Annotated in this window: 27 protein-coding genes and 1 tRNA gene; 15 read left to right on the forward strand and 13 right to left on the reverse strand. The window is 66.2% G+C overall.

What is annotated here, in order from left to right:
- The first annotated feature begins 150 nt into the window (after positions 1-150).
- Both DEA8626_RS09275 and DEA8626_RS09280 read left to right on the forward strand, forming a co-directional pair.
- Positions 151-843 (forward strand): M48 family metallopeptidase, encoded by a 693-nt coding sequence (locus DEA8626_RS09275; protein ID WP_108852681.1) that lies wholly within the window; start codon positions 151-153, stop codon positions 841-843.
- A gap of 202 nt (positions 844-1,045) precedes the next feature.
- Positions 1,046-2,140, forward strand: coding sequence for an AraC family transcriptional regulator (locus DEA8626_RS09280; RefSeq protein ID WP_181366401.1), 1,095 nt, complete (start codon positions 1,046-1,048; stop codon positions 2,138-2,140).
- Here DEA8626_RS09280 and DEA8626_RS09285 read toward each other — a convergent pair.
- Both DEA8626_RS09285 and DEA8626_RS09290 read right to left on the reverse strand, forming a co-directional pair.
- On the reverse strand, positions 2,067-3,230 hold the full coding sequence (locus DEA8626_RS09285; RefSeq protein ID WP_108852683.1) for a M20 aminoacylase family protein: 1,164 nt from the start codon (positions 3,228-3,230) through the stop codon (positions 2,067-2,069). The genes DEA8626_RS09280 and DEA8626_RS09285 overlap by 74 nt on opposite strands.
- An 83-nt stretch (positions 3,231-3,313) precedes the next feature.
- A complete protein-coding gene (locus DEA8626_RS09290; protein ID WP_108852684.1) occupies positions 3,314-4,477 on the reverse strand; it encodes a M20 aminoacylase family protein in 1,164 nt (387 codons plus the stop codon).
- Positions 4,478-4,536: 59 nt separating this feature from the next.
- Between DEA8626_RS09290 and mazG the strand changes: the two genes are divergently transcribed.
- Positions 4,537-5,415 carry a nucleoside triphosphate pyrophosphohydrolase gene (mazG, locus tag DEA8626_RS09295; protein WP_108852685.1) on the forward strand — a complete coding sequence of 293 codons (879 nt, stop codon included), beginning with the start codon at positions 4,537-4,539 and terminating at the stop codon, positions 5,413-5,415.
- A 92-nt stretch (positions 5,416-5,507) separates the two neighbouring features.
- Positions 5,508-6,515, forward strand: a complete 1,008-nt coding sequence (locus DEA8626_RS09300) for a Fe(3+) ABC transporter substrate-binding protein (RefSeq protein WP_108852686.1) — start codon at positions 5,508-5,510, stop codon at positions 6,513-6,515.
- A 69-nt stretch (positions 6,516-6,584) separates the two neighbouring features.
- Here DEA8626_RS09300 and DEA8626_RS09305 read toward each other — a convergent pair whose 3' ends face one another.
- Positions 6,585-7,487, reverse strand: a complete 903-nt coding sequence (locus DEA8626_RS09305) for a hypothetical protein (RefSeq protein WP_108852687.1) — start codon at positions 7,485-7,487, stop codon at positions 6,585-6,587.
- 150 nt (positions 7,488-7,637) lie between these two features.
- Between DEA8626_RS09305 and DEA8626_RS09310 the strand changes: the two genes are divergently transcribed.
- From DEA8626_RS09310 to DEA8626_RS09340, 7 genes are all read left to right on the forward strand, one after another.
- Entirely contained in the window at positions 7,638-8,576 is a 939-nt protein-coding gene (locus DEA8626_RS09310) for a nucleoside hydrolase (protein ID WP_108852688.1), read from the forward strand.
- Positions 8,577-8,579: 3 nt separating this feature from the next.
- The gene (locus DEA8626_RS09315) at positions 8,580-9,020 is read left to right on the forward strand and encodes a GNAT family N-acetyltransferase (protein WP_108852689.1); all 441 of its coding nucleotides are present in this window, start codon (positions 8,580-8,582) and stop codon (positions 9,018-9,020) included.
- Between the two features lie 9 nt (positions 9,021-9,029).
- A complete protein-coding gene (locus tag DEA8626_RS09320) occupies positions 9,030-10,454 on the forward strand; it encodes a protein adenylyltransferase SelO (RefSeq protein ID WP_108852690.1) in 1,425 nt (474 codons plus the stop codon).
- 141 nt (positions 10,455-10,595) lie between these two features.
- Positions 10,596-11,306, forward strand: coding sequence for an endonuclease/exonuclease/phosphatase family protein (locus DEA8626_RS09325; RefSeq protein ID WP_108852691.1), 711 nt, complete (start codon positions 10,596-10,598; stop codon positions 11,304-11,306).
- Between the two features lie 101 nt (positions 11,307-11,407).
- Positions 11,408-11,481 (forward strand) — tRNA-Gly (locus tag DEA8626_RS09330).
- Between the two features lie 50 nt (positions 11,482-11,531).
- The gene (locus tag DEA8626_RS09335) at positions 11,532-11,771 is read left to right on the forward strand and encodes a PA2433 domain-containing protein (RefSeq protein ID WP_108852692.1); all 240 of its coding nucleotides are present in this window, start codon (positions 11,532-11,534) and stop codon (positions 11,769-11,771) included.
- An 86-nt stretch (positions 11,772-11,857) separates the two neighbouring features.
- Complete coding sequence (locus tag DEA8626_RS09340) at positions 11,858-12,214, forward strand: RidA family protein (protein ID WP_108852693.1); 357 nt, start codon at positions 11,858-11,860, stop codon at positions 12,212-12,214.
- Between the two features lie 11 nt (positions 12,215-12,225).
- On the opposite strand, the gene DEA8626_RS09345 is transcribed toward DEA8626_RS09340, so the two are convergent.
- Together DEA8626_RS09345 and DEA8626_RS09350 are read right to left on the reverse strand one after the other, a co-directional pair.
- Positions 12,226-13,182: an agmatinase gene (locus DEA8626_RS09345; protein ID WP_108852694.1), complete on the reverse strand. Its 957-nt coding sequence runs from the start codon at positions 13,180-13,182 to the stop codon at positions 12,226-12,228.
- Between the two features lie 171 nt (positions 13,183-13,353).
- Positions 13,354-13,953, reverse strand: a complete 600-nt coding sequence (locus DEA8626_RS09350; RefSeq protein ID WP_108852695.1) for an HNH endonuclease — start codon at positions 13,951-13,953, stop codon at positions 13,354-13,356.
- Between the two features lie 164 nt (positions 13,954-14,117).
- Between DEA8626_RS09350 and DEA8626_RS09355 the strand changes: the two genes are divergently transcribed.
- The gene (locus tag DEA8626_RS09355; RefSeq protein WP_108853403.1) at positions 14,118-14,528 is read left to right on the forward strand and encodes a VOC family protein; all 411 of its coding nucleotides are present in this window, start codon (positions 14,118-14,120) and stop codon (positions 14,526-14,528) included.
- 13 nt (positions 14,529-14,541) lie between these two features.
- Here the strand turns inward: DEA8626_RS09355 and DEA8626_RS09360 are convergent, their stop codons facing one another.
- The 3 genes from DEA8626_RS09360 to DEA8626_RS09370 are packed head-to-tail and all read right to left on the reverse strand — an operon-like array spanning position 14,542 to position 17,248.
- A complete protein-coding gene (locus DEA8626_RS09360) occupies positions 14,542-15,207 on the reverse strand; it encodes an alpha/beta hydrolase (protein ID WP_108852696.1) in 666 nt (221 codons plus the stop codon).
- Positions 15,204-15,833: a DNA-3-methyladenine glycosylase family protein gene (locus tag DEA8626_RS09365; RefSeq protein WP_108852697.1), complete on the reverse strand. Its 630-nt coding sequence runs from the start codon at positions 15,831-15,833 to the stop codon at positions 15,204-15,206. The genes DEA8626_RS09360 and DEA8626_RS09365 overlap by 4 nt, the downstream gene beginning before the upstream one ends.
- A gap of 5 nt (positions 15,834-15,838) precedes the next feature.
- The gene (locus DEA8626_RS09370) at positions 15,839-17,248 is read right to left on the reverse strand and encodes an aminotransferase-like domain-containing protein (protein ID WP_108852698.1); all 1,410 of its coding nucleotides are present in this window, start codon (positions 17,246-17,248) and stop codon (positions 15,839-15,841) included.
- Positions 17,249-17,429: 181 nt separating this feature from the next.
- On the opposite strand from DEA8626_RS09370, the gene DEA8626_RS21760 reads away from it, so the two are divergent.
- Both DEA8626_RS21760 and DEA8626_RS09380 read left to right on the forward strand, forming a co-directional pair.
- Positions 17,430-17,564, forward strand: a complete 135-nt coding sequence (locus DEA8626_RS21760) for a DUF1127 domain-containing protein (RefSeq protein WP_219929177.1) — start codon at positions 17,430-17,432, stop codon at positions 17,562-17,564.
- Between the two features lie 78 nt (positions 17,565-17,642).
- A complete protein-coding gene (locus tag DEA8626_RS09380) occupies positions 17,643-18,458 on the forward strand; it encodes a PhzF family phenazine biosynthesis protein (RefSeq protein WP_219929178.1) in 816 nt (271 codons plus the stop codon).
- A 33-nt stretch (positions 18,459-18,491) separates the two neighbouring features.
- Here DEA8626_RS09380 and DEA8626_RS09385 read toward each other — a convergent pair whose 3' ends face one another.
- The 5 genes from DEA8626_RS09385 to DEA8626_RS09405 all read right to left on the reverse strand — a co-directional run bounded on the left by DEA8626_RS09385 (position 18,492) and on the right by DEA8626_RS09405 (position 21,560).
- A complete protein-coding gene (locus tag DEA8626_RS09385) occupies positions 18,492-18,749 on the reverse strand; it encodes a hypothetical protein (RefSeq protein WP_108852700.1) in 258 nt (85 codons plus the stop codon).
- A 344-nt stretch (positions 18,750-19,093) separates the two neighbouring features.
- Positions 19,094-19,585: a 30S ribosomal protein S9 gene (rpsI, locus tag DEA8626_RS09390; RefSeq protein ID WP_108852701.1), complete on the reverse strand. Its 492-nt coding sequence runs from the start codon at positions 19,583-19,585 to the stop codon at positions 19,094-19,096.
- 2 nt (positions 19,586-19,587) lie between these two features.
- Entirely contained in the window at positions 19,588-20,052 is a 465-nt protein-coding gene (rplM, locus tag DEA8626_RS09395) for a 50S ribosomal protein L13 (protein WP_108852702.1), read from the reverse strand.
- A gap of 166 nt (positions 20,053-20,218) precedes the next feature.
- The gene (locus tag DEA8626_RS09400) at positions 20,219-21,058 is read right to left on the reverse strand and encodes a hypothetical protein (protein WP_146188854.1); all 840 of its coding nucleotides are present in this window, start codon (positions 21,056-21,058) and stop codon (positions 20,219-20,221) included.
- Positions 21,059-21,137: 79 nt separating this feature from the next.
- Positions 21,138-21,560: a PaaI family thioesterase gene (locus tag DEA8626_RS09405; RefSeq protein WP_108852704.1), complete on the reverse strand. Its 423-nt coding sequence runs from the start codon at positions 21,558-21,560 to the stop codon at positions 21,138-21,140.
- A gap of 56 nt (positions 21,561-21,616) precedes the next feature.
- Between DEA8626_RS09405 and DEA8626_RS09410 the strand changes: the two genes are divergently transcribed.
- The gene (locus DEA8626_RS09410) at positions 21,617-22,405 is read left to right on the forward strand and encodes an enoyl-CoA hydratase (protein WP_108852705.1); all 789 of its coding nucleotides are present in this window, start codon (positions 21,617-21,619) and stop codon (positions 22,403-22,405) included.
- Positions 22,406-22,419 lie beyond the last annotated feature (14 nt).

Here is a 22,419-nt window from a genome sequence, read left to right on the forward strand (position 1 = left end):
ACAGGAAGAGGCATGGAATCGGCGGCATCGGTGTCCGGCCCGTCATTGTCTTGACGCGGCAGGACCTTCGTCTTCACGATCTGCGCGAACGGCCATCTCGATGGCCTTGGTCGACTTTCCCTTGCGCCTTGCGCACCCCATATAGAGACAATGCTGAAACTCACCCCGATCCTTCTGGCGATTCTCTACGCGATCGTGCTTTACCGGTTCTCGGCATGGCAAACCGCCCGGCGGCTCGACGCGCAGTCGACGCCGCTTGCCGATCCGAAGCTTCTGGCGATCACCGACCGGCTGGCCGAGGCGCTCGGTGTAAAGCGCGTGCCGGTTCATCTCTTCGAGGTCGAGCCCGTCAACGGCCTTGCCGCCCCCGATGGCCGCATCTTCCTGACACGGGGCTTTTACGAGAAGTACCGCGCGGGCATGGTCACCGGCGAGGAGCTTGCAAGCGTTATCGCGCATGAGCTTGGCCACGTCGCGCTCGGCCATGCGCGACGGAGAATGATCGACTTTTCGGGCCAGAACGCGATCCGTGTCGTGCTGGCGACCGTTCTCGGACGGATCATCCCCGGTATTGGCGTCTATCTCGCTGGCTTCCTCACCTCGCTTCTCGCCGCCCGGCTCAGTCGGCAGGATGAATACGAGGCCGACGAGTGGGCCTCGGCGCTTCTCATCAAGGCCGGGATCGGGACGGAACCGCAAAAGAGCCTATTCGGCAAGCTCGAAGGTTTGACGGGACTTGCCGGCGCGGGCGTTCCAGCCTGGCTGATGAGCCACCCGAAGACCGCAGACCGGATCGCCGCAATCGACGCGAACGAGGCGAAGTGGGGCGTCGCGCGGACGTGACGGGCGCGAGGCCTCGCTTTGGCCGTTCCCCTACTGGTGGTCAAAAAAAAAACGAGCCGGACCGGAAACTGGTCCGGGCGGATCTCGCTGCCGTCGAAAAACATGAAGTCCAAGATGGTCGAAGGTCCGATCTCGATTTGGCCGTCCGATATCCCGGTGCTATTCTTCGCCAATGAAGAGCCGCTACGATCCATCCCCCGGTTTGGCTGCCCGCCCGTACTCGTTTTCCGGCGACCCGCTGTCGGATCTTCTGTCCAGTATCCAGCTCTCCGGCGCGCTTTTCTTTCAGGTCGATGCCAGCGACCCGTGGTGCATCGACATTCCGCACTCGGACGTCTATCGCGCTGAGCTCATGCCGGCGACACGGCGCGTGATCTCCTATCACGTGGTGGTGGCGGGGCACGGGATAGCAACCGTGACGGGAGACCCTCCAATACCGTTCGAAACCGGCGACATCCTCGTCTTTCCGCGAGGCGACGGTTACCGCATGGAAAGCGCGCCCGGCGTTCCGCCCGAGTTCGACCGCGCAGCGACCATCGCCTTCTTCCGCGACATGGCGGCTGGGCGGCTTCCCTACATCGTTGAGGAAGGTGGCGGAGGAGAGCCGCATGCCCGCTTCGTCTGCGGCTTTCTCGGTTGCGATCCGCTGTCCTTCAACCCGCTCTTCGCCCAGCTTCCACGCCTGCTTGTGATCCGACGCATCCGGGATGGCGACGATACGCTCGCGAAGCTCGTCGACATTACGCTGGCGGAGTTCCGCGTCGACCGCTGGGGCGGATCGCGCCTGCGGTCGGGTCTGAGCGAGCTCATCTTCGTCGAGGCAGTCCGCCGTTACCTGGCGCAGGAATCCGGGGAGCGAAGGGGATGGCTTGGCGCGCTCGCCGATCCGGTCGTGGGCGCGGCGCTTCGGGCCATACACGCCGAACCCGCCCGGCCCTGGACTCTTGGCCAACTCGCCTCGCAAGCGGCCTCCTCGAGATCGGTGCTGGCAGAGCGCTTTGCGGAGGCTACGGGCCTACCGACGATGCGCTATCTCGCCACATGGCGGTTGGAGCTCGCAGCGCGGCTCCTCGGCGACGGTGGGGTCAAAGTGGGAACGGTTGCGCGGCGCGTCGGCTACAGTTCCGAAGCCGCATTCAGCCGCGCGTTCAAACGGCAAACGGGCCTCTCGCCAGCCGATTGGCGCGCCGGGCGCCGATCCACCGACGACGTTGCAAACTGCCTCAGTCCAGCGGCTGGGCGCGCTCCACGAGGCGCGCAAAGCAACTCGCGCCATAGGGTGCCGCTTCGTCATTGAACTCGTAGGCCGGATGGTGCAGCCCCGCCCCAGGCCCTTGGCCCAGGAAGAGATAGCAGCCGGGCCGCTGCTCAAGCATGTACGAGAAATCCTCGGCTCCCATCTCGCGGCCGCCTGCGTCATTCACGCCCGCGGCACCCGCGATTTCGCGCGCAACATCGGCTGCGAATGCGGTCTGGTCAGGCGCGTTGACCGTTGCAGGATAGCCGAGCTCGTAATCGATCTCGGCGCGGACGGCGAAGGCGGCGGCCTGGCCTGTCACGATCTCCTTGAAGCGGCGTTTGACCTGCATCCGGACCTCCTCGCGGAAGGTGCGGATCGTCGCCACGAACCGGGCGGTCTCGGCGATGATGTTTGACGCGGTTCCGGCATGGATCTCGGTCACCGAGACGACGACCTCGTCGAGCGGGTTGACGTTCCGGCTGGCGATGGTCTGGAGCGCGCCGACCATGCCGACGACGGCCGGGATCGGGTCGATGCATTCGTGAGGATAGGCTCCATGCCCGCCCTTGCCCGTCACGACGACGCGCGCGGTGTCGACGGCGGCCATGATCGGGCCGGGCGTCGTCACGAAATGACCGAGCGGGATGTTGGGCACGTTGTGCAGCGCGTAAACCTCGGCAATGCCGAACCGCTCCAGTATGCCCTCCTCCACCATCACCTCGCCGCCGCCGCCCTCCTCCTCGGCGGGCTGAAAGATAAGCGCCACGCGGCCCCGGAAGCGGCGCGTCTCGGCGAGGTATTTCGCCGCGCCGAGAAGCATCGTGGTGTGCCCGTCATGGCCGCAAGCGTGCATGACGCCCGGCACGGTCGAGGCATGGTCCGACCCCGTCTCCTCCGCGATGGGCAGCGCGTCCATGTCCGCGCGGAGCCCGATGGTCGGCCCCTCGCCGCGCCCGTTCACGATCGCGACGATGCCGCTTTCGGCGATGCCCTCATGCAGTTCGTCCACGCCGAACGCGCGCAGGCGCTCGGCGACGAAGGCCGCCGTCCGGTGGCAGTCGAAGCCAAGCTCGGGATGGGCGTGCAGGTGGCGGCGCCACTCGGACATTTCGGGCGCGAAATCGGCGATGCGGTTCAGGACGGGCACGGGGGCACCTCGCTCATGCAGACCGAACGACGATTCCAGAGTCGCGCGTCACAGGCAATCCCGATTCCGAACACCGACCCGGTTCACTCGATGGGGAGTGCCCGCTCGATGAGCCGCGCGAAATAGCTCGCACCTACCGGCGCGGCGTCATCGCAGAAGTCGAAATCCGTTTCGTGCACCATCGGACCGATCCCCTGCCCCATGAAGAGGATCGCGCCCGGGCGCGCGGCCAGCATCGCGCCGAAATCCTCCGACCCCATGAGCGGCGGATGGTCCGAGATCACCTTGCCTTCGCCGCTGATCTCGCGCGCCACCGACAAGGCGAATTTCGTGCGGGCCGGATCGTTCACCGTCGGCGCGAGGTCGATCCGGCGCCCAATCTCGACCTCGACGCCCATCGCCCTGGCGATCCCCTCGCCGATGTCGCGTATCCGGGTGCGCACCATGTCCTGAACCTCCGGCCGATAGCTGCGGATGGTGCCGCCGATATGGGCCTCGGCCGGAATGACGTTGTGCGCGCTGCCGGCATGGATCTGCGTGATCGAGACGACGAGCGCCTCGCCGGCGTCGTTGTTGCGCGCGACGATCGTCTGGATCGCGGTGCCGATCGTCAGCGCCGCCGCGATCGGATCGCGCGTGTCCTGCGGGCGGGAGGCATGGCCGCCGCGCCCCCGGATGCGGATGTCGAAATCCGTCACTGCGGCCATGAACGGACCCGGCCGCGTGATGAAGACGCCGAGATCCTGCTTGGGCGAGGTGTGGAGCGCGTAGACCTCCTCAATGCCGAACCGCTCCATCATCCCGTCGGCGAGCATCGCCGGACCGCCCTCGCCGGTTTCCTCGCCGGGCTGGAAGATCAGCGCGACGGTGCCGGCGAAGTTGCGCGTAGAGGCGAGGTACTTCGCCGCGCCCAATAGCATCGTGGTGTGTCCGTCATGACCGCACGCATGCATTCGCCCGGGCACGGTAGAAGCGTGGTCCGCCCCGGTCGTCTCGGTCATCGGCAGGGCGTCCATGTCAGCCCTGAGACCGACGGTCCGGCCCTCCGCCCGGCCCCGGATCAGAGCGACTATCCCGGTGTGCCCGATCCCCTCGTGGATATCATCAACTCCTATCTCCCGCAGCCGCGCCGCGACGAACTCCGCCGTCTCGACGCAATCGAGTCCGAGTTCGGGGTGGGCGTGCAGGTGACGCCGCCACGCCTTCATCTCCCCGGCCATTTCCGCAATACTGTTCAGAACCGGCATGGTCTCGCCTCCCTCGATACGGCCAGCCTAGACCAACACGCGAATGGGAAGGAAGCCCGATGAGCGGCGACGACAGCCAGCAACTTTGCCTCGACCCCCATGGCGGCATGCCCCGGCTTCTTGAGATCATGGCCCGGCTGCGCGATCCCGAAACCGGCTGCCCATGGGATGTCGAACAGGATTTCGACACGATCGCCCCCTACACGATCGAGGAGGCCTACGAGGTCGCCGACGCGATCGAACGGCGCGCCTGGGCCGAGCTGCGGGGCGAACTCGGCGATCTTCTCCTGCAAACAGTCTATCATGCGCAGTTGGCCTCGGAAGCGGGTCATTTCGACTTCGACGCGGTGGTCCGTTCGATCTCCGACAAGATGGTCGCGCGCCATCCGCATGTCTTCGGCGGCGAATCTCGCGACAAGACCGCCGACGATCAGACCCGCGACTGGGAGCGGATGAAGGCGGCCGAGCGTGCGGGCAAGGCCGAGCGGGGCACGCTCGACGGGATCGCGGCGGGGCTCCCGGCGCTGACGCGGGCGCTTAAACTGCAGAACCGCGCGGCGCGTGTCGGCTTCGACTGGCCCTCGACCGATGATGTGATCGACAAGATCACCGAGGAGGCGCGGGAGCTGAACGAGGCGCGCGAGACGATGAGCGAAGCCGAGACCTTCGAGGAATTCGGTGATCTTCTCTTCGTCGTCGCCAATCTCGCCCGCCATCTGAAGATTGACCCCGAGGCGGCACTTCGCGCGGCGAACGCCAAGTTCACGCGACGGTTCCGCGCCATCGAAGTCGCGCTCGCCGCGCTCGGTAGGCGGCCCGAAGAATCGGACCTGGCCGAGATGGACGCGCTATGGGACGCGGCCAAACAAGCTGAAAAGGCAGACGTGAACGAAGTGGAAGTTGAATCGCATGGCAAACGAGCCGCACGCCAATCTTGAGCAGCCTTTTCCGAGTTCTTTGATCGGGTATTGACCGCGCCTGCCGCATCGGCAATAACCGCGCTGTGAATATCTGACTAAAGGAGTCGACTATGTCCATCCGGGCACCCCTTTTCAGCCTCTCGCTGATTGCGTTGGCCGCACCTGCTTTCGCCGAGGAGGTCAACGTCTATTCGCTCCGCCAGCCGGAGCTGATCCAGCCGCTATTTGACGCCTTCACGGCCGAGACGGGGATCGACGTGAACGTCGCGCATATCGACAAGGGCATGGTCGAACGGCTGCAGAGCGAGGGCGACCGCAGCCCCGCCGATCTCGTCCTGACGGTCGATATCGCCAAGCTCTCACAGGTCGTCGAGGCGGGCGTTACGCAGCCGGTCGGATCCGACGTGCTCGAGGCGAACATACCTGCGGAGTTTCGCGATCCCGGAAACCAGTGGTTCGGCCTGACGACGCGTGCGCGCATCGTCTATGCTTCGAAGGAGCGGGTCGCGGACGGCGAGGTCACGACCTACGAGGATCTCGCTGACCCGAAATGGAAGGGCCGGATCTGCACCCGCCCCGGCACGCACGATTACAACCTCGGCCTGATGGCGGCGATGATCCAGCATCACGGCGCCGACTATGCCAAGAAATGGGCGGCGGGCCTGCGCGCCAACCTCGCCAAGAAGCCCGAAGGCAACGACCGCGCGCAGGTCAAATCGATCTGGGCGGGCGAATGCGACATCTCGCTCGGCAACACCTATTACATGGGCGCAATGCTCGCCGACCCCGAACAGGCGGAATGGGCGAATTCCGTGCGCATCGTCTTTCCGACCTTCGAGGGTGGCGGCACGCACATGAATGTCTCGGGCATGGCAATGACCAAGTCCGCGCCAAACCACGACGCCGCGCTGAAGCTTATGGAGTTCCTGTCGTCCGACGAGGCGCAGAAGATCTACGCCGAGATCAATCACGAATTCCCGGTCAAGCCGGGCGTAGCGAGATCGGAGCTCGTGGCAAGTTGGGGCGACTTCACGCCTGACACGCTGAACCTCATGGTTGTCGCGAAATCCCGCCCGGAGGCGCTGAAGATCATGGAAGTGGTGAACTTCGACGGCTGAGCGCCACGCAGAAAGAGGAAAAGCCCCGGCCATTCGGCCGGGGCTTTTCGCATCGTGGCTCTGCTCGATTTATTCGGCGGCCATCGCGGGCATGAAGTTGCCCACGACGGTGACACCCTGCATCCGCGCCAGGGTGTCGATATCGGCGACATAGCGGCCCTTGAGATCGGCAAGCTGAAGCCCCGCAAAGCCATGCTCGACCGCCGCCTGTGGCTGACGGGCATGGAAGGCGAGGATACGTTCGCGCTGGCCGGGCGCGAAGCGCGCACTCTGCCGGTAGTGCCGCTGGATCATGGCGATTGCGCTGTCGGTGATGACAGGCATTGGCGCTGGCAATGCGGGTTCCTGCAATCTAAGCGCGGGCGCGAGATGGGTCAGGAGCTCCTTGGGCGATGGCCGCGTCGCCAGAATGGTGACCTGCCTCGCGCCGAGTGCGTCGCGCATCGCCTCGATCGTGTCGACCCATCCGCCTGTGAACGTCGCCATGGCAGGCGCGTATTCGGCGAAAGGCTCCATCAGCCGGTCGAGCGCAAAGCGTCTCCACGCGGCGACGAATAGCTCGTCATACGGTATGACCGTCATCACGAGGTGCTCGACGGGCTGGTCGAGCGCCTCGCGCAGCGCCTCGGCCCGCTTGCGGGCGGCGGGATAGAAACGACCGCCGAGCAGGTTGGCCATACGCCCGGCCAGATCGTGTTCGGACAAGATCATCCGCCGGCCGCCCTCGAAGGCAGGCGCGAGCGTGGCGGCGACCTTGCCGGCGATGGCCTCGATCTCGGCGCCCTCGTGGCGCGGTTCGGGAAGGGCGCAGTCGAATGTGCCGCCGGGCGCGCCGGTGCGGCCTGGATAGGCAAGGTCGATATCCGATGCCTTCAGCGCGGCGCGGTTCGCACCCAAAAAACGCTGGAAATCCTCGGCGCCGCAGCAATGGGCACCTGCATGAACAAGAACCTCGTAAGACGCAGCGGTCATTGTGGTGGCCTTTCCCCGGTGTGGTAAACAGGCTCTCAGCCAAATATGGCGAACGTTTGACAACTTTTGGTTGCAGATCAGGCGTCTCGCGCATCTGGACAACGTGTCGCCCCCGCGCCACTCTCGGTCCGCCGGGGGAGGGCCAGACCGATGTCGCCGCGCAAGATCATTATCGACACCGACCCCGGCCAGGACGACGCCGTGGCGATTCTGCTGGCGCTCGCTTCGCCCGAACTGGAGGTGCTGGGCATCACCTGCGTGGCCGGCAACGTGCCACTGCCGCTCACGTCGAAGAACGCGCGGATCGTGTGCGAACTGGCCGGCCGCGACGACGTCCGGGTCTTCTCCGGCTGCGAGGCGCCGCTTACCCGCCAGCTCGTCACCGCCGAACATGTCCATGGCAAGACGGGCCTCGACGGGATCGACCTTCCCGACCCCGTCATGCCGCTCCAGGACGCCCACGCGGTCGACTTCCTGATCGAGACGCTGCGCGCGGAACCCTCGGGCAGCGTGACGCTCTGCCCGATCGGCCCGCTCACCAACATCGCTACGGCCTTCCGCCACGCTCCCGACATCGTCGGCCGGGTGGCGGAAATCGTCCTGATGGGCGGCGCCTATTTCGAGGTCGGCAATGTCACGCCCGCGGCCGAGTTCAACATCTATGTCGACCCGGAGGCCGCTGACATCGTGTTCCGCTCGGGTCTGCCCATCGTCGTGATGCCGCTCGACGTCACGCACAAGGTGTTGACCACGCGCGCCCGGGTCGAGGCGTTCCGGGGCCTCGGTACCAAGGTCGGCCATTCCGTCGCGAGCTGGACGGATTTCTTCGAACGCTTCGACATGGCGAAGTACGGCTCGGAGGGCGCGCCGCTGCACGATCCGTGCACAATCGCCTATCTTTTGAAACCCGACCTCTTCTCGGGCCGCCACATCAACGTCGAGATCGAAACCGAGGGCCGGTTCACGACCGGCATGACGGTCGCCGACTGGTGGCGCGTCTCTGGCCGCGCGGCCAATGCGATGTTCATGGGCGACGTCGACGCCGAAGGGTTCTACACTCTCTTGACCGAACGTATCGGAAGGTTGTGACCCATGCTGCACCGTGCCGGACCCGAGGATATCGATCTAATCCTGCCGCTCGTCGCCGCCTACCACTCCCATGAAGGCATCGCTTCGTCCCCCGAGGCCCGCCGCGCCGCGCTCGCACCGCTCCTGAAAGGATCGGATTTCGGCGCGGTCTGGCTGATCGGCACGCACTCCGCGCCAATCGGCTATATCGCCATCACCTTTGGCTGGTCGATCGAGATGGGTGGCCAGGACGCCTTCGTCGACGAGTTTTTCCTCGTTCCCGCCTCGCGCGGGAAGGGCCACGGTCAGGCGGCGCTCGACCTCGTAACGGCCGAACTCAAGGCACGCGGCGTAAGGGCGCTGCATCTCGAGGTTTCGCGCGACAACCAAGCGGGGCAGCGGTTTTACCGCCACGCAGGCTTCGAACCACGCGAAGGGTATTTTCTTATGAGCCACACGCTCTAGATATAGGGCATGGCTCTCGACATCGCCTTCGACAATTCCTACGCGCGGCTGCCGGACCGGTTCTTCGTCCGGCAAAAACCGGTGCCCGTCGCGGAACCCGGCCTAATCGCCGTAAACGACGCTCTGGCGCGTCGGCTCGGGCTCGACCCCGCGGCGCTCGCCGCACCAGAGGGCGTGGCCATGCTGTCCGGCAATGCAGTGCCGGAGGGCGCGGCGCCCCTCGCCCAGGCTTATGCCGGGCATCAGTTCGGCGGCTGGGTGCCGCAACTCGGCGACGGTCGCGCGATCCTGATGGGCGAGGTCGTGGCCCCGGACGGCGCGCGGTTCGACATCCAGCTCAAGGGCGCAGGCCAGACGCCGTTTTCGCGCAGGGGCGACGGTCGAGCCTGGATCGGGCCGGTGATCCGCGAGTACATCGTCTCCGAGGCGATGGCGGCGCTTGGCGTGCCGACGACCCGGGCGCTTGCCGCCGTGACGACCGGTGAGCCGGTCTGGCGCGAAAGCGCCCTGCCCGGCGCCGTCCTCGCCCGCGTGGCCGCGAGCCATGTCCGCGTCGGCACGTTCCAGTTTTTCGCCGCCCGCCAGGACGCCGAGGCGCTGAAGCTCCTGACTGAGCACGTCATTAATCGCCACTACCCCGACGCCGACGGCCCGCTCGCGCTTCTCGACGCGGTCGTCGCGGCGCAGGCGCGGCTTCTGGCGCGGTGGATGAGCCTCGGCTTCATCCACGGCGTGATGAACACCGACAACATGGCGATCTCGGGCGAGACCATCGACTATGGGCCTTGTGCCTTCATGGATGCCTATCATCCGGCCAAAGTCTTTTCCTCGATCGACCAGTTCGGCCGCTACGCCTACGCCAACCAGCCGCGCATCGCCGTCTGGAACCTCGCGCAATTCGCCTCCTGCCTTCTGCCGCTCATGGGTGATGAAGAGCCGGCGATCGAGGCCGCAACCGCCTCGATTAATCGTTTCCCGGACATCTACCAACCCGAGTGGCTTCGGCTCTTCCGTGCCAAGATCGGTCTTGCGACCGAAGCAGAGGGCGACGACACCCTGATCGAGGACCTGTTGACGCTCATGGCCGAAGGGCAGGCCGATTTCACGCGCACGTTCCGGGGCCTTGCGGATGGCGGCGCGCGCGCCGAATTCGCCGACCCAACAGGCTTCGACGCCTGGGCGGCGCGCTGGACCGATCGGGTCGCGCGCGAGGACGACCCGAAGGATCGCATGTGCCGCGCCAATCCTTTCGTTATTCCGCGCAACCACCAAGTGGAAGCAGCCATTCAGGCGGCGGTTAAGGGCGACTACGAGCCCTTCTCGCGGCTGAACGACGTTCTCTCGACACCATTCGGGGAAAACCCCGGGGCGGCGGAATACGCCCTTGCCCCCACTCCGGACGAAGAGGTCCGGCGCACCTTCTGCGGCACATGACCTGCATTGGAACGAGCGAAGGGCGCGACGCGTGGCGCGCGGAAGCGGCGCAGACCTACGCCCGAGATGGCGCGACGGACTGCCAGCCCAGGTTTCCGGTGGCCGGCGACAGGTCTGGGAAGCCGGGATAAGACGCTGGTCATGAAACTGCGCCTCGCCTCGTACAACGTGCACAAATGCCTCGGCCTCGACCGGCGCCGCCAACCGCGCCGCATCGTCAACGTGCTAAACGCGCTGCGGGCCGACATCGTCGCCCTGCAGGAGGTCGACCACCGCCTTGCCCCTCGCCCAGCCGCGCTGCCGCACGGACTCTTGGAAAAAGAAACGGATTTCGGTCTTCTGCCCTTTGCGCCGGACGGGCCGAGCCTTGGCTGGCATGGTCAGACCATCCTCGTGCGGAACGGGCTGGACGTGACCCAGATCCGGCGGATCATTCTGCCGGGGCTCGAGCCGCGCGGCGCGATCTTGGCCGAACTCGACATCGACGGCATCAGGGTCAGGGTAGTTGGCGTCCATCTCGGGCTGATTCGCCGCTTTCGCAGGATGCAGTTGGCGGCGATCCGGGCGGCCCTGAGCCGTCGCGGGGCGATGCCGACGGCGATACTAGGCGATTTCAACGACTGGTCCGCGGCGGGCGGCGCCGAGATGCTCGGCCAGGGCTACCGTCTTCACACGCCCGGTCGGAGCTTTCCCTCGCCGCAGCCGATTGGCGCGCTCGACCGGGTCGCCGTATCCGAGGGCATGCATCTGCGCGATGCCGGCGTATTCGACGGCCCGCCCGCCCGGATCGCCTCGGATCACCTGCCCATCTGGGCGGATATCGAGATCACCGGCAGCGTGCCGGATGATTGATGGCGGTGATTCCGGCCAGGCCGAGACGCGTCGCACCAGCCTGACGGCGACCCGCCTTCCCCCTTGCCTGAGTTTCCGTCACGGAGTAATCAGGCGCTGAGGCGGGTGTAGCTCAATGGTAGAGCAGAAGCTTCCCAAGCTTACGAAGGGGGTTCGATTCCCTTCACCCGCTCCATGTCTTCGGGAATGAAGTGACGAACCGTCGGCAACACGAGGAGACAAGTCATGAAGAAAACCGTTCTCTCCGCCATCGCTCTGGCCGCGATGACCATGCCCGCTTTCGCCAATGAATGCCCCTCGATCATGGCCCAGATCGACGAGGCCATGCAGAGCACAACCGCCGACGACGCGACCAAGGCGTCGGTGATGGAGCTCTACGAGTCCGGCAAGGCCAAGCACGAATCCGGCGACCATGACGGCTCTGTGGCCGACCTGAACGCGGCGCTGGAGCTGCTCGGCGCCTGACGCCGGCACGAAGTCCCCAGAAGGCTTTGCTTCCGCCCGGCGGGCGGATAGGTGAGGCTTGTATCATCGCTTCAGGAGCAGATCGCATGAGCACAGCCATCACCCGGTTCGAAACCGGCAAGCGGATGTCCAACGCCGTCATCCACAACGGCATCGTCCATCTCGCCGGCGTCGTCGGAGAGCCCGGCGGCGATGTCGCCGCTCAGACGCGCGACTGTCTCAAGGAGATCGAGCGGCTGCTGGCGCTTGCCGGTTCGGACAAGACGCGGATCCTGCGCGCACAGATCTGGCTGGCCGATATCGGGTCGGACTTCGCGGCGATGAACGCGGTCTGGGACGACTGGGTGCAGAAAGGTCACGCCCCGGCGCGGGCGACCGGCGAGGCGAAGCTCGCCGCACCCGAATATCTGGTCGAGATCATCATCACGGCCGCGCAGGCCTGAGCCTCGAGCGTTTACAACGCGGCGACCATGACGCAGAGCATCTCGAACATCAACGAGGCGCCGAGCCACGCTGTGCCGCCGGTTGGATCGAAGGGCGGCGAGACCTCGACCAGATCGGCCGCGACGATGTTCAACCCGGCACATTCGCGCACGACCCGGATGGCCTCGTAGGCATTCGGTCCGCCCCATTCGGGGGTGCCCGTCCCTGGCGCGACCGACGGATCGACGAAATCGATATCATAGGACATGTAGGCGGGCCGATCGCCCACGATCTCACGCGCCTCGGCCATCACGTCGTCGATGCCGCGGTCGAAAAATTCCTCAATCGTGACGATGCGGATGCCATGCGCCTTGGCGAAGTCGCGGTCTTCGGCATCGTACATCGTCCCCCGAATCCCGATCTGGATCATACGTTTGGGGTCGAGTAGCCCTTCCTCCACGGCCGAGCGGAAGGGGTTACCGTGGGTCAGCGTCGTGCCGCCGAAATAGGGCGGGAAGAGGTCCGTGTGACTGTCGAAATGGACGAGGCCAAGCGGCGCCCCCCTGGCCAGCCCGCGCAGGACAGGGAGCGTGCAGAGGTGATCGCCGCCCGCGACAAGCGGCCGGATGCCGCGCGTCTCGAGCCTGGCGAAATACTCTTCGAATCGCCGCAGCGTATCGGGGTTGTCGACCGGGTTCGGGCCGACATCGCCGAGGTCGGCGCAATTCGCGGCCTCGAACGGGCGCAGCCCACTGGCCGCATGCTGCGCGCGGATCATCGTCGAATAGTCGCGCAGCTGCCGCGGCCCGTGGCGCGGACCCGGACGGTTCGACACGCCGCCGTCCCACGGCAGCCCGACCAGGCCGATCTGAACATCGCCTGCGCGCGAATGGTCCTCGGACACGTGCGGGAGCCGCATGAAGGTTGGGATGCCCGCGAAGCGTGGCAGCTCCATCCCCGAGATCGGCTTGAAAAAAGCGTCGGCCATTGCCTCTCCCTTCGGTCGCGTGGCGACAGATTAGCCGTGGCGGGTCAAAGGTAAAGCCGTCACGAGACGGGCCGCGGCGCAACTATTCAGGTCGCGCGCGTCCGCAGAAGAAGCGCACCCGCACCCCGAAGAGCCGGTAGTAGCGTCGGGGATCGCGAATGTGGTGGCGCGTCAGGCGTCGAGCTCTGCGTCCCAGTAGAGATAGTCGACCCAGCTTTCATGAAGATAGTTGGGCGGGAATCGCCGCCCGGCGCGCTGCATCTCTTCGGCGTTCGGCCGATGCGGCGGGCGGCGCAGCGTCAGGCCAGATCGCTTCAGAAGCCGGTTCCCTTTTCGCAGATTGCACGGCGCACAGGCGGCCACGACGTTGTCCCAGCTCGTCACTCCTCCCCTCGACCGGGGCAGGACATGGTCGAACGTAAGGTCGCCCTTCGAGCCGCAGTACTGACAGCAGAATTCGTCCCTCAGAAAAAGATTGAAGCGCGTGAAGGCCACGCGCTTCTGGGGTTTGACGTAGTCCTTCAGCACGACCACCGAGGGGATTCGGATCGCCGTGCGCTGAGAGCGGACCACCTCGTCATACTCGGCAAGGATCGTCACCCGGTCGAGATAGGCGGCCTTGATCGCCTCCTGCCAGGGCCAGAGCGACAGCGGATAGTAGGACAGCGGCCGGAAATCTGCATTGAGCACCAGCGCGGGAAAATGCTTCAACGACGAAGGCTCCCGCACGAAGCTGGTTCTGAACTCGCCGTCTTCAGCCCTGTCCAGCATCCTTTCACCCGTCCTTGCCCAGACCTGCTGTGGCTTGTGGGGAGGCGGGATTGCCGCCCCGTCTTGCCGACAACTATATCTGGCGTTTCGGCTCTGACAAGCCCCGCTATGTCGAGTATCCTTGTCTCTCAGGAAAGTGACAGCGAGGTGACGGTACCGTGGAAATTCCCGAAATTCTCGGAACGCTGGAATCCGCGCTCTACACGGATGATCTCGACGCCGCCGAGGCGTTCTACGGCGGCACGCTCGGCCTGCCGGTGATCCGCCGACAGGAGGGGCGGCACGTATTCTTCGCGCTCGGGGCGTCCATCCTTCTCGTCTTCGATCCGCAAGCCACTTCGATCCCGCCCGCACCGGATGCCCGTCTGCCCGTCCCGCCGCACGGGGCGACAGGACCGGGTCACTTTTGCTTCTCGGTAGCGGCCGAGACGCTCGACGCCTGGCGCGCGCATCTCGAAGCGGCGAGCGTGGAGATCGAGGCGGACTTCCGGTGGCCGAATGGCGCGCGGTCGATCTACATCCGCGATCCGGCCGGCAACTCGGTGGAGTTTGCCGAGCCAGGGCTCTGGTTCTGACCGACCGGCAGCCTCAGCCCGCGGGCAGTCTTTCCTTGAGAAAGGCGAGCGCGACCGACAGCCCGTCGGGCGCGATGCCGTGGCCCGTGCCTTTCATGACATGCCCGTAGGTCTCGAAACCGGCATCCGTCAGTGCCCGTCCGGCAAAGCCCATGTCCTCGAAAGGCACCATCGGGTCCTGATCGCCGTGGACGAGCAGCACGGGCGGTTTCGACACCGCCTCCGCCGCGAGCCGTTCGGGCGCGACGAGCCGGCCCGAAAAGGCGACGATGCCCGCGACCGGCGCGGGCCGCCGCGGCAGCACGTGCAGCGCCATCATCGTGCCTTGCGAAAATCCGAAGACGACAAGCTGGCTGGGCGTCATCGCTTCCTCGGCGAGAGTGGCATCGAGAAAGGCGCTGAGATCGTCTGCCGCCTGCGTGATGCCTGAAGTCGCCTCCGCCTCGGACGAGCCATCGAGCCAGGGGATCGGGAACCACTGGCGTCCGAAGGGGTTGCCGGCACAGGGCTCGGGCGCGTCGGGCGCGATGAAGACGGTGTCGGGCAAATGGGGGCCAAGCGAATCGGCGAGGCCCAGAAGGTCCGCCCCATCCGCCCCGTAGCCGTGCAGGAACATGACGAGCGATCGCGCCTTTCCCGAATGCGCCGCCCGGCGCCCGAATTTCAACTCACGTGTCACCTCATCCCCTCGCGCCGCTTGTTCACCCGGTAGTAGGCCCAGAGCGCGCGGGCCGCAACCGCCCGCCACGGGCGCCACTCCTCGGCCATCGCGCGGAGCGCGCGTTCGCCCGGCCGTTCAGGCAGTCCAAAGACGAGCCGGGCCGATTCCTGTAGCGCGAGATCACCGGGCGCGAAGACATCCGCGCGGCCGAGCGAGATGATCGCATAGACCTCCGCAGTCCAGCGGCCAATGCCCGGAAGGGCCGTCAGAGTCGCGATCACCTCCTCGTCGGACGCCCGGCGCAGTGCATCGTAATCGACGCGCGCCTGCGCCAGCGCAACGGCGTATCGGATCTTCTGGCGCGACAGGCCACAGGCGCGCAGATCGTCCTCGGTCGCCGCGGCGATGGCCGCTTCGCTCACGAGCCCCGCCGCCTCCATCCGCGCCCAGAGCGCATCGGCGGAGGCCGTCGAGACCTGCTGGCCGAGAACCGCATCCAGAAGGGCCGCGAAGCCATCCGGCCTGCGGCGGAGCGGCAGGGGCCCGGTTTCGGCCAGAAGCGCCGCGAATCGCGGATCGCGCGCGGCAAGCCAGGCCACGCCTTCCGCCACACAGGCGTCGGTTTCGATGATCCGCCCCACCATTGCCGTCAGACCGGCAGGTCGCCCGGCGGGTTGTCGAGAAGCCGCGCCATGACCTCCAGCGCCCGGGCGAAGTCGCGTTCGGGCAACGCGCCGTTCAGCGCGATGCGGACGGCGTTGGGCGTATGGCTACCGATCAGCGCGAATTCGTCGGCCGACCGCACGAGTACGCCTGCCGTCTCGGCGTCGCGCGCGAAGGTCGAAGCGCGCCAGCCCTGCGGCAGACGAAGCCACACGAAGGCGAGTCCGCGCTGCCAGGCAAGGTCGTAGCGGCCGAGGATATTCAGCGTCAGTTCTAGCCGCTGCGCAAAAACGGCATGGACCTTATCGCGCAGGCGCGCCGCCTCACCAGAGACCAGCAGCGCCTCGACGATCTCCGTCACCGGCCGCGCGAGGCCGAAATAGGCGTGCTGGGCGGCCAGCCGCCCGGCCTCGCCGAGCCCGGGCGGGCAGACGACGGCCCCGAACCGGAGTCCCGCCGCAAGCGCCTTGGAGATCGAGGTGACGTGCCAGGTGCGTTCGGGCGCGAGCGCCCGCAGGGCCGGTTCGGTCGCGCTCTGGATCGAATAGCAGTCGTCCTCGATGATCTGCAGGTCATGCCGGCGCGCCACCTTCACGATCTCGTCCCGCCGCTCGCGCGGCATCCGCGCCGTCGTGGGGTTCTGCGCGTCCGTCGTGACGCAGACGATGCGGGCTCCGGTCCGGCGGCAGGCCGCATCGAGCGCCTCGGCGCACATCCCCGCCCCGTCGATCTCCACCGGCACGATCTCGGCGCGGTTGAGGCGGGCCGCGTGGCGGAAGCCGGGATAGGCGAGTTCTTCGCAGACGACATGGGGCCGGGCGCCCTTCAGGCAGCATTGCAGCGCCAGGTTGATACCGTTCTGACCGCCATGGGTTAGCACGATGTCGTCGGCGGCGACGGGGCCTAGCACTCGGTCCTCCAGCCACTGCGCAAAGGCGCGCCGCAGCGTTCCGTCGCGTCTCAGGCCCGGATAACCGAGATAGTCGGACGCACCCGCCTCGGCCATGCGCGCGAGAACGGCCGCAATCGCGGCACCCTGCCCGACATCGGGAAGCTGTGGCGTGCGCAGATCGGCCGGTCGGGACCCCGCAGCCGCGAGATCATGTGTTCCCGCGCGCGGCTCCAGGAACAAAGGCTGACTGGCGCCGAAGCGCGGCTCGCTCGCGGCGACGAAGGTTCCGCGTCCCACGGCAGCCTCCAATAGTCCCTCCTGCGTCGCGATCTGATAGGCGCGCGCCACCGTGCCTGGTGTCATGCCGAGGCGCCATGCAAGGTCGCGCACCGGCGGCAGGCGCGAACCTTCGGCCAGCTCACCCCTGCGGATTGCTTCGCGCAGCGACCTTGTCAGGGCCAGGTATTTCGGTCCGTCAAATAGTGAGAGGTCTGGCTGCCACATTGTACCCAAGACAATATTCCCATGGATGACACAACTTTCATATTGTATGCATTATTCAGAATTGAACCGCAATATGTATCAACACAATAGTCACGATATGTCTTTCTCCCTCCGCTCTCACATCTCTCGCTCCGCCGCGCGCGCGCATGCTTTCGCCACGCCGGTGGGTCGCGTCGGCTCCATGTTGTTTCTCTGGGTCCGGCGGCAGCGAAGCCGCCGGGCGCTCGAGCGGCTCGATGATCGTCTGATTGACGATATCGGGTTGACGCGGGCCGGGCGCGACCACGAAATCGCCAAGCCGTTCTGGACTCCCTGACCGGGCCTGTCGATCCCCAATGGGCCCGTTTCTTCGGCCGGGCCCCGTCCCGGCCGACTTTTTCCGCAAGAGGCAACGATGCGCGAATTCACGATGTTTCAGGTCGACGCTTTCACCGACCGCGTCTTTGCAGGCAACCCTGCGGCGGTCCTCGTCTCCGACGCGCCGCTGCCCGAGCCTGAAATGCAGGCCATCGCCGCCGAGAACAATCTCGCCGAGACGGTTTTCGTCACCGGCGCCGGGGCCGCGCGCGCGCTTCGCTGGTTCACACCCGTGAAAGAGGTCGCGTTTTGCGGCCACGCGACGCTCGCCTCGGCCCATGTGCTCGCGACGGAATACGGCGCGAAGGGACCCATCGCCTTCGCGACCCGTAAGGTAGGCGAATTGATCGTGATTCCGCGAGCCGACGGCGCCTATGACCTCGATTTCCCCGCGCTGCCGCCCGACCCGCTTAACCCCCTGCCTGACTCGCTTACCGCGCTGTTCAACGAAATGCCGGTTGCAGGAGCGAGGAACTTCGAGAATTTCTTCGTCGAACTGGCCTCGTCCGAGGCGGTCCGGAACTTCGCGCCGGACCTCGCCGGCATCGCCGCGCTGGACGGCCAGGGGCTCTGCATCACCGCGAAGGGCGGGCGCAGCCACGACGGCGATCCGGTTGATTTCGTGTCACGCTATTTCGCGCCGGCGGCGGGCATCCCCGAGGATCCCGTGACCGGGTCGACCCACGCGACGCTGATACCCTACTGGGCCGACCGCCTCGGGCGCGAGGACCTCGCGGCTTTCCAGGCCTCGCCGCGCGGCGGCAGCCTTCGCGGCCGGCGCGCCGGCGACCGCGTGATCCTGACGGCGCGGGCCGTCACCTTCATGCGCGCGACAATCGTCCTGCCGTCGTGACCGACGGCAGGATCGATGGCGGCAGGCACCTGGTTAGCTGGAGATAGACTCGACGGCGATGGAGCGGCGCTTCAACTCGGAATAGAGCGCGGGCAGCACACGGGTCTGGTTGACCGCATGCCGCAGCGCCTCGCCGATCGCGCCTTCCGACGCGGGCGAACACACGCGCCATTTCAGCCTGCGCTTGACGCCATCGTCGTAGATGATCTCCACGCCGCCTGTCGCGTTCTGGCGCAGCCCAAGCATGTCGAAGCCCCCGGGGGAGCTGTGGTAGCGGGTCTTGACGGGCATTTTCTGCTCTCGTGTTCTGCCTCAATGCAGCGAACATGACGTCGCGTCCGGTTCGCCGTCAATCGGGCAGCCGCACAAATGCGCGTGATCGGGTCCGGCAGGCAACATGAGCGGCGCGGGATCGCCGTGCCGGAGCAATCCCGATCGCGCGGCTCCAGGCCGATATTCCCCGCAATTCCACGCTTGCGCGCCGCACTCGCCGAGGCTCGCCGGCGGGTGCGAACCAGCGGCGACTTATCGCCGGTCCCGCACGGCGCAACGGTCGGTTGCCGGGATGCGGAAGCGAAAGGGCGCGGCCAACCGGCCGCGCCCTTACCGTGTCCAGCCGGAAATCCGGCCTTCGATCAGCGTTTCGAGAACTGGAACGACCGGCGCGCCTTGCGCTTGCCGTACTTCTTCCGTTCAACCACGCGGCTGTCGCGAGTCAGGAAGCCAGCCGCCTTCAGCGCGGGACGAAGCGACGGTTCATAGAGCTGCAACGCGCGGCTGATGCCGTGCTTCACCGCGCCGGCCTGACCCGATAGGCCACCGCCTGCAACCGTCGCCAGCACGTCGAACTGACCTTCGACATTGGCGACCTGGAAGGGCTGGCGCAGGATCATCTGCAGCACGGGGCGGGCGAAATAAGCGTCCATTTCCTTGCCGTTCACCGTGACCTTGCCGGAGCCCGGCTTGATCCAGACACGGGCGACCGCGTCCTTCCGCTTGCCCGTCGCGTATGAGCGGCCGAGAGAGTCTCGCTGCGGCTCGCGCGGCGCTTCAGCGGCCGGCATCTCGGCAACATCGTCCGACACGGCCGATTTCAGATCGTCGAGGGATTTGATTTCTTCGGCCATGCTCACGCGCTCCGGGTGTTCTTCGGGTTCATCGACTTGACGTCGAGGACTTCGGGGGACTGCGCCTCGTGCGGATGCTCGGTGCCGGCATAGACCCGCAGGTTGGACATCTGCTGCTTGCCGAGCCGGTTGCGCGAGATCATGCGTTCGACCGCTTTGATCACGACGCGCTCGGGATGGGCGCCCTCGAGGATCTGGTCGGCCGTGCGGTGCTTGATGCCGCCCGGATAGCCGGTATGCCAGTAGTAGCGCTTGTCGGCGCGCTTGTTGCCCGTCATCTGCACCTTGTCGGCGTTGATGACGATCACGTTGTCGCCCATGTCCATGTGCGGGGTAAACGTCGGCTTGTGCTTGCCACGGAGGCGATTGGCGACGATCGTGGCGAGGCGGCCCAGAACGACGCCTTCCGCGTCGATCAGGATCCACTTCTTCTCGATCTCCGCCGGTTTCGCGGTATAGGTCTTCATTGTCTGCCCTTCGCATTCGGGATCGCGGGACGGCCCGAGAGCCGGTCCAATTCGGATGCAGGCTTTTGCGACACTGACGCGCAACCGTCAAGAGGGCGCATGCAAATTTTCATACGCAATTTCAATGCATTATGAATTAGGTATTTAAATACCCCATTTTTCGACCCTAACTTTCCTTCGCCGGTCGGCGCCCGAGCCTGAGCGCAGCCAGAAGCGCAATCGCCGCGCCGAAGCCGGCCCAAGCGGGCGGCAGCGGCACGGGCGCCGGTACGGCGGATAGCCCGCCTCCCGTTTGTGCGGGCAATGCAAGGGGCGTTCCCGATCGCGCTACGCGGCGCGGCGGTGGGATGGTCGACAGATTGAGCGGGGACCGCACGGGTGTGTAGAGGGGTTTGATCGGTGCGGGGCGTTTCAACTCGGGCCGTTCGGGGATACCGGACGGCATCGGGATCACGACCGTGCCCCAAATGCCGGTCCACTCCGCGACACCGCCTTGCCGCCGCCAGAGGAGAACGCGTGCCGCCGCCTCGCCCGGGAAGACGAAATCGCTCGCATCGATCCCGGCGACCGGCGCGGCCACGTTCATCACCGGCACTCCGATCGGGATGGGCCCCATCCCTACAAGCGCCGAACGCACGCTCCCCAGGTCGATGCGAAGCATCGGCACATCCGACCTGCGTGACCGGGTCACCCCATCGGCAAAGAGGCGCAAGAGAAATCCACGAGCCGCCAATAGCGTGCTGCGCGGCGAAAGATCGGACATCGCCCGCCTCTCCGGCGCGCTCATCGCGCCGAGGCGCGACACCGGCCCCGATGAGACGAGAATCCCATCAGTCAAAGGCGTGCAGTCGGTCGACGTGTCCGGCTGGCCCTCCGCCGACAGATCATGCGTGCAGAAGGCGGGAACCGTCGCGACACCGATCGTGGTGGTTCGGGCAGGCATGGCAATAGCGGCCGCGACGAAGGCGACCAATGCCAATAGTCCTGTCCTGCCCCTCAGGCGCATAGACCTCTCCCGCGCGCATCCGCCCCACCGGCAGACTCGCCCGTTTACGTTGATAATTCGTTAGTTAGGCGCAGTTGTGTCAGCGGTTGGGCGGGATTGAGTACGTCATGCTGGCCCGCGCGACCGGGTCCTCCATGCCGTCCGAGCGGATCAGGACGTCCCCCACGGCGAGTACCCGGCCGATCTTCAATAGCCGCCCCTCGCCGATCAGGTCGGTGCCCGCCACAGGCTTCCTAAGAAAATCGATTCCGCCATTCGTCGTAACGGCGAGCGCCACGGGCCCGAGCCGCGCGAGAATCGCGAGATAGACGACGACGTCGGCCAAAGCGAAGATCGAGGGGCCGGACACGGTGCCGCCGGGCCTCAGATGCCGTTCGGCGACCTTCAAACGCACCACGATCCCGTCCCCGGTCAACCGCTCGATGGCGAAATCGTCCTTGACCTGGGGAAACTCACGTTCGAGGAACGCGGCCAGTTCGGCTTCCCTCATGACCGTCTGCATCTTCCCTCCCCGCGCCGCGCGCCCTAGACTTTGCCCAACCAAGGGAGAATGACAAGTTGAGCGACGATCTTCTCTTGCGCGCCGATGACGGCGGCATCGCGACCCTGACACTCAACGCGCCCGGCAGCCTCAATGCGCTGTCGGACGCGATGCTCGCGGCACTGAAGGCGGAGTTCGCGAGGCTCGCAGAGGACAACGCGACCCGCGTCGTGATCCTGAACGGTGCCGGCAAGGCGTTCTGTGCCGGCCACGACCTGAAGGAAATGCAGGCTGGCCGCGCCGCCGAGGACAAGGGCCGTGCCTATTTCGCCGATCTCTTCGCCCGCTGCGCCGAGGTCATGCAGATGATCCCCGCGCTTCCCCAGCCTGTCATCGCGGAAGTCCACGGAATCGCGACCGCCGCCGGCTGCCAGCTCGTTGCCTCCTGCGATATGGCGGTCGCGGCCGAAGGCACGCGCTTTGGTGTGAACGGCGTCAATATCGGGCTATTCTGCTCGACGCCCATGGTCGCCCTGTCGCGCAACGTGCCGCGCAAGATCGCCTTCGAGATGCTGACGACCGGCGAGTTCATCGACACCGCCCGCGCCGCCGACATCGGCCTCGTCAACCGCGTCGTCCCCTCTCAGACGCTCGGCGCCGAAACCCGGGCGCTGGCCGAGACCGTGGCGGGCAAGCTCAGCGCCGCCGTCAAGATCGGCAAGCGCGCCTTCTACGACCAGATCGAGATGACCCGCGCCGCAGCCTACGACCACGCCGCCTCGGTCATGGTCGAGAATATGCTCTGGCGCGACACCGAGGAGGGCATCGCCGCCTTCATTGAGAAGCGCAAGCCCGACTGGTCCTGAGCCCGCCCGCCCGC

Origin of the sequence: Defluviimonas aquaemixtae (genome assembly GCF_900302475.1) — a bacterium.
GTDB classification, from domain to species: domain Bacteria; phylum Pseudomonadota; class Alphaproteobacteria; order Rhodobacterales; family Rhodobacteraceae; genus Albidovulum; species Albidovulum aquaemixtae.

Coding starts and splice junctions, on each gene's coding strand:
- DEA8626_RS09365 (WP_108852697.1), bottom strand. CDS start 15,833: ATGGTGGGGCGGATCATCGAAACCGACGCCTGTGTGGCGGAAGGCGTG.
- DEA8626_RS09335 (WP_108852692.1), top strand. CDS start 11,532: ATGAAGAAAACCGTTCTCTCCGCCATCGCTCTGGCCGCGATGACCATG.
- DEA8626_RS09275 (WP_108852681.1), top strand. CDS start 151: ATGCTGAAACTCACCCCGATCCTTCTGGCGATTCTCTACGCGATCGTG.
- DEA8626_RS09405 (WP_108852704.1), bottom strand. CDS start 21,560: ATGCAGACGGTCATGAGGGAAGCCGAACTGGCCGCGTTCCTCGAACGT.
- DEA8626_RS09380 (WP_219929178.1), top strand. CDS start 17,643: ATGCGCGAATTCACGATGTTTCAGGTCGACGCTTTCACCGACCGCGTC.
- DEA8626_RS09320 (WP_108852690.1), top strand. CDS start 9,030: ATGGCTCTCGACATCGCCTTCGACAATTCCTACGCGCGGCTGCCGGAC.
- DEA8626_RS09290 (WP_108852684.1), bottom strand. CDS start 4,477: ATGCCGGTTCTGAACAGTATTGCGGAAATGGCCGGGGAGATGAAGGCG.
- rpsI (WP_108852701.1), bottom strand. CDS start 19,585: ATGGCCGAAGAAATCAAATCCCTCGACGATCTGAAATCGGCCGTGTCG.
- DEA8626_RS09300 (WP_108852686.1), top strand. CDS start 5,508: ATGTCCATCCGGGCACCCCTTTTCAGCCTCTCGCTGATTGCGTTGGCC.
- DEA8626_RS09305 (WP_108852687.1), bottom strand. CDS start 7,487: ATGACCGCTGCGTCTTACGAGGTTCTTGTTCATGCAGGTGCCCATTGC.
- DEA8626_RS09350 (WP_108852695.1), bottom strand. CDS start 13,953: ATGCTGGACAGGGCTGAAGACGGCGAGTTCAGAACCAGCTTCGTGCGG.
- mazG (WP_108852685.1), top strand. CDS start 4,537: ATGAGCGGCGACGACAGCCAGCAACTTTGCCTCGACCCCCATGGCGGC.
- DEA8626_RS09385 (WP_108852700.1), bottom strand. CDS start 18,749: ATGCCCGTCAAGACCCGCTACCACAGCTCCCCCGGGGGCTTCGACATG.
- DEA8626_RS21760 (WP_219929177.1), top strand. CDS start 17,430: ATGTTGTTTCTCTGGGTCCGGCGGCAGCGAAGCCGCCGGGCGCTCGAG.
- DEA8626_RS09345 (WP_108852694.1), bottom strand. CDS start 13,182: ATGGCCGACGCTTTTTTCAAGCCGATCTCGGGGATGGAGCTGCCACGC.
- rplM (WP_108852702.1), bottom strand. CDS start 20,052: ATGAAGACCTATACCGCGAAACCGGCGGAGATCGAGAAGAAGTGGATC.
- DEA8626_RS09370 (WP_108852698.1), bottom strand. CDS start 17,248: ATGTGGCAGCCAGACCTCTCACTATTTGACGGACCGAAATACCTGGCC.
- DEA8626_RS09325 (WP_108852691.1), top strand. CDS start 10,596: ATGAAACTGCGCCTCGCCTCGTACAACGTGCACAAATGCCTCGGCCTC.
- DEA8626_RS09310 (WP_108852688.1), top strand. CDS start 7,638: ATGTCGCCGCGCAAGATCATTATCGACACCGACCCCGGCCAGGACGAC.
- DEA8626_RS09400 (WP_146188854.1), bottom strand. CDS start 21,058: ATGCGCCTGAGGGGCAGGACAGGACTATTGGCATTGGTCGCCTTCGTC.
- DEA8626_RS09315 (WP_108852689.1), top strand. CDS start 8,580: ATGCTGCACCGTGCCGGACCCGAGGATATCGATCTAATCCTGCCGCTC.
- DEA8626_RS09340 (WP_108852693.1), top strand. CDS start 11,858: ATGAGCACAGCCATCACCCGGTTCGAAACCGGCAAGCGGATGTCCAAC.